Origin of the sequence: Nesterenkonia massiliensis (assembly GCF_000455245.1) — a bacterium.
GTDB classification, from domain to species: domain Bacteria; phylum Actinomycetota; class Actinomycetes; order Actinomycetales; family Micrococcaceae; genus Nesterenkonia; species Nesterenkonia rhizosphaerae.
This window is the reverse complement of the sequence record NZ_HG005170.1, coordinates 58,244-62,510: the sequence shown is the minus strand read 5'-3', so window position 1 is coordinate 62,510 and position 4,267 is coordinate 58,244. Positions and strand designations below refer to the sequence as shown.

Sequence of the window (4,267 nt, the reverse complement as noted above, 5' to 3'; positions counted from 1 at the left end):
TTCCGTTCCAACAAGTTCCTCCGTGCTTTGGAGCACCATAGCCTGGTCGGTTCCATGGGCCGAGTCGGTGCTGCTGGGGACAACGCGGCCATGGAGTCGTTCTACAGCCTGCTTCAGAACAACGTCCTCGACGCCCAGCCCTGGCGGACCCGAGAAGAGCTGCGGATGCGGATCGTTCAGTGGATTGAGAGGACCTACCACCGAAGGAGGAAGCAGAAGGGGCTGGGGAAGTTGACCCCGATCGCCTACGAGGAGAAACTGCTCACGCAGGCGCTGACTCTAGCGGCCTGAACAGGAAGCCCGACTTGTCACCCGTTCCTGCATCAGCCCCGAGTGGTTAGAAGCGGCCGAGGCCGGCGCGCCCTTGCGGCCGAGCGTGGAGGCCAACCGAGCCACTAGCGATGAAGTGTCTTCTATCGAAGCGACGTTGGCATGGATCACCGGGGAGGGGGCAGTTATCAGTAACCCTACCGAGCGTAGGCTGTTCTTCTGCGCCTTCGAGCATAACGACGATGGCGAGCTACGGGTGAGCGACTACAGCTACCAGTAGCTCGCCATCGGGACGAATAGGAGTGCTCATCTTATTACGAATAGTACGCGACTAAGAAACAGGGATGCTATTCTGGATTAATTACGAATATTTCTTGAATCCCAGAGAGTCTGCACTTCTCAACTAAGTCTTGCGGCAACACTGCTTCCATGTCTCGAGAGCCTCCGCCCACGCTGAAGGACTGATCAATGCCTAGATACTGACCCCCGGGCAGTTTTACTCCTTGCTCAGAAAGACTGCTCCCGTAAGGGAACTTTATTGCGGATCGTGCGTTTGTTTCCTCGTTGACCACTACCAGGCATCCGTACTCTTCCGCCCTAAGGGTGCCCTCCACGAGCGCATCCACTTGAGCGGTATTGGGATCAGGAGAACTACGCACAATGATCGAGTTGCCCCCGTAACTCAGTAGCTCTGTATCCTTCCCGAACACTTGGGAGCTATGACTCGGCGACGGTGCCTCACTATTACCAGGCCCGTCGGTAGGGGTTCCACAAGCGACGAGTGAAGCGGCTAGTACCGCGAAAGCTAGGACATATTCTGATGCTCTAAGCACAGGGGGCTCCCAATGGTCTTAGTTTCGGCGAATCGTTACATTCAAAGTCTGCTGCGCGTTCGTGGCCCGAGAGAAGGTGCTGTAGCCTCCAGACTTGCCGAAATGGATTCCGAGCGCCGCGTTGTTGCTATACCAGGGACCTCCAGAGTCGCCACCGTTGGTGAAGGACCCGTTTGTTTGCACCATGCCTCCGAGGACAGTTCCGTCGTAAGTAAATGCGTGGTTGGCATTCCGCACAGTTGTACAGGAGCTCGTGGGCCGAGTGCGACCGAAGTTGCAGACTGATGCACCACTACTCACTGCCCCTACAGAGTTCACCGGGCGAAAAACTGTTGGATTTGACGGCGTTGAATAGGAGCGAATGCGAAAGACGCCTTGTATTGAATCAGTAGTTGAGTGCATCTGGAAATCACCAGAGCCCCCGAAGTGGCCGCGAAGATATCTCATCGCAACGTTGCTGCCTGGTGGGGTGCCCGCACTGTTTCCGCAATGGGCTGCGGTAATGCCGCCTCGTGTCGTACCACTTGTCGCGGTAAAGCCCAGGGTGCAAGTATTCCCTGGAAGATGTTCCCCGCCGCGTACGACCTCCGGCTCGGAACCAATACCGGTTGCGGGGACAACCGAGATTTTCGGGGCATCCCCTTCTACGGCAAGTTCTTCGGCAAGACTTTCTTCTGCTAGTGCCTGAACATCGTCGGGGCTCACCCCTGCAGAGCGTCTGAGAGAGCTTACTTCGTACTGAATCTCGATATCGCCGGACTCATCAATGTTGCTTGCTAGGTTCTTAAATTTTCCCTCCCCTAGAAGGGACTCCATGACAGATACCTGTAAATCCTCGAGTTCTACCATGCTGTAAGAGGCGTCTACTCGAATATCTACCGGAACTTCAAGACCCCTGAAAATGGCGAGGACGTCAGGGCTGACACCAGAAGTGAAAGATACCCAAGCCTTGTAGCCGTCGGGCTCCAAATTGTCAGGTGTCCAAGCAGACGACGCGAATGTCTCCGGGGCAGCCTCTTGAGCTTCAGCAACTGCGTTGAGGAAGTCCTATTGTCCTTCCAAGTAGAAAGCTGCGTACTCTTCGCTACTCCCTAATCCTTCAGCAACGAGATTCAAATCCAGGTGATCACCGAACTCTGATTCGACACCATTGGAAGCCGATGAGGGGGGAGCTGAGAAGGACACTGCGACGAGTCCTAGAATAGAAACTAAAGCTGCACGGTGCGTAAAATTTTTTTTTCCCACTTGAAGACCTAACCGTTGGGTGACGAGTGAAACGGACCGAGAGTCCATCCTTAGAATCGTTGTGATGGGGTTCTGCGTCCAGCGCAATTCGACATTGTTATGGAGTCGTAACAATCTTCACATTGAGTGGGACGTAGGACAGCTTGCAGGCGGTAAGAAGCTTCTACTTGTGAACGATCCGCGCCGAAACCACTGGCTCTTTGAAAAGATCTCACTGTCGCAGCCGACTATCTTGCCCTGGTGGTTCGTAACCTCGGCTACCTCCCGCGCGGGTCGTGCTGCTCCACCGGAGAACAATTGCGCTAGGAACAGGCTGCGGCGACGCCGCGATAGAGACGAGATGGCTTGGGAACTCTTGCGTTCCCACTTGTAAAGACACGACGCGTTTGTAGGTCCCAGGTCAATGCCTGGCCGCACAACCGGTAAGGGCCTCTGTTTTAAGGAATTTTCTTGGATCAGCGGCCGTTGTTCTTTTTCCTGTGCCCCTGACCTGCGCTCAAGAATGCGGTCTAGTTATGTGGCTCTTCGCAGATGACCCTTCTATAGATGTCAAGTGGTGCTCGCTGTCGGGGTCAGGGCGTTGAGTGTTCGATAGACCCGCCTCGCGAGGTAGCGCTTGATGCAGCGGCGGATCTCTTTGACCGTGCGTCCTTCAGCGGATCGTTTCTCGACGTAAGCGCGGGTCTCTGGGTCGTGGGCCATACGGTTGATCGATACCATGTGCAGTGCCTTGTTCAAGCGCCGATCCCCGCCCCGGTTGAGGCGGTGCCGGACCATGTTCCCCGAAGAGGCGGGGATCGGATTCACGCCCGCCAGGGATGCGAACGCGGCCTCGGAGCGCACCCGGTCGGGATGTGACCAGGTGGTGAGGCAGATCGCCGCGGTGACCGGCCCGAATCCTTTCTCCTCGAGTAGTGGACCGGCCTCGCTGACGGCGACGAGCTCTCTGATCTGGGCGAGGTTCACAGCGAGGGTGTCATCGAGCTCGATGATGTGCTGGGCCAGCCGGATCGCCTCGGCGCGGGCCACAGACAGCGCGAGGGGTTCGTCGCGAGAACGCCACCGGGACACCTCGGTGATCTGGGTGCCAGTCAATGACCTGCGAGCGTCAAGACCGAGGTTGTTGGCGCGCAGCAGCGCGGTCAGCGTGTTTACCATCCGGGTGCGCTCATCGGTCATCGTCTCCCGAGCAGACACGAGCACCCGCAATGCCTGCCGGACGCCCTCGTTCAGGCGGGGCCGACGCAGTTGATCCTCGCGCAGCGGGAGGACAGCGGCAGCGATCCGGTGGGCATCGAGCGCATCGGACTTCCCCACACCACGGTGGGCTCGAGCGTTCATCCGTGCGGCCTCGGCAGCCTCGTACCCCTGAGCAGTGACGGCGCTGGTGAGCACGGCCCCGTAGGTGGCGGCGCCCTCGATCACCCACAGTGTGTCGGCATCGCCACCGGTCCTGCGTGCGGTCCAGGAGATCGCGCGGTTGATGCCCGCTTTGGTGCTCGGGAACTCGCGGGTATCGAGCAGTTCGCCGGTCGTGGCGACGATGGCGTAGACGTGGTTGCGGGCGTGGGTATCGACGCCGACGACAAACGAGCGTGAATGCGCGAGGATAGTCATAGCGGTCGCAGCCTTCCTCTATCGGGACATATGGTCATGGCCGCTGAGGGCCGGTGCCCAATCCGGGAAGAGGTCACTTCGGAACAGCTCTGTGATGAGTCACGCCCGTCTGAGGCGGACAGCCTTCTGATTAAGTTACCGAGGTGGGCCGGACAGGTACCGGCCGACCGCCTGGTGGGTGGACATGTCATCTGCGAGGCACCAATACTGGGCCAAAGGGTGTATGAGCCACAACCACAGGACGGAACGACCAGTACCTACCCTGCCAGCCAGTCCCAGACTAGCCACTACCAAGACTCACA

Annotated in this window: 2 protein-coding genes; one reads left to right on the top strand and one right to left on the bottom strand. The window is 58.1% G+C overall.

The window, feature by feature from the left end:
- The coding region (locus tag TX78_RS13295; RefSeq protein WP_044495953.1) for an integrase core domain-containing protein at positions 1-291 on the top strand (291 nt) is incomplete at its 5' end.
- Positions 292-2,897: 2,606 nt separating this feature from the next.
- Here the strand turns inward: TX78_RS13295 and TX78_RS09845 are convergent.
- Positions 2,898-3,965 (bottom strand): IS110 family RNA-guided transposase, encoded by a 1,068-nt coding sequence (locus TX78_RS09845; protein ID WP_044495952.1) that lies wholly within the window; start codon positions 3,963-3,965, stop codon positions 2,898-2,900.
- Positions 3,966-4,267: the final 302 nt, after the last annotated feature.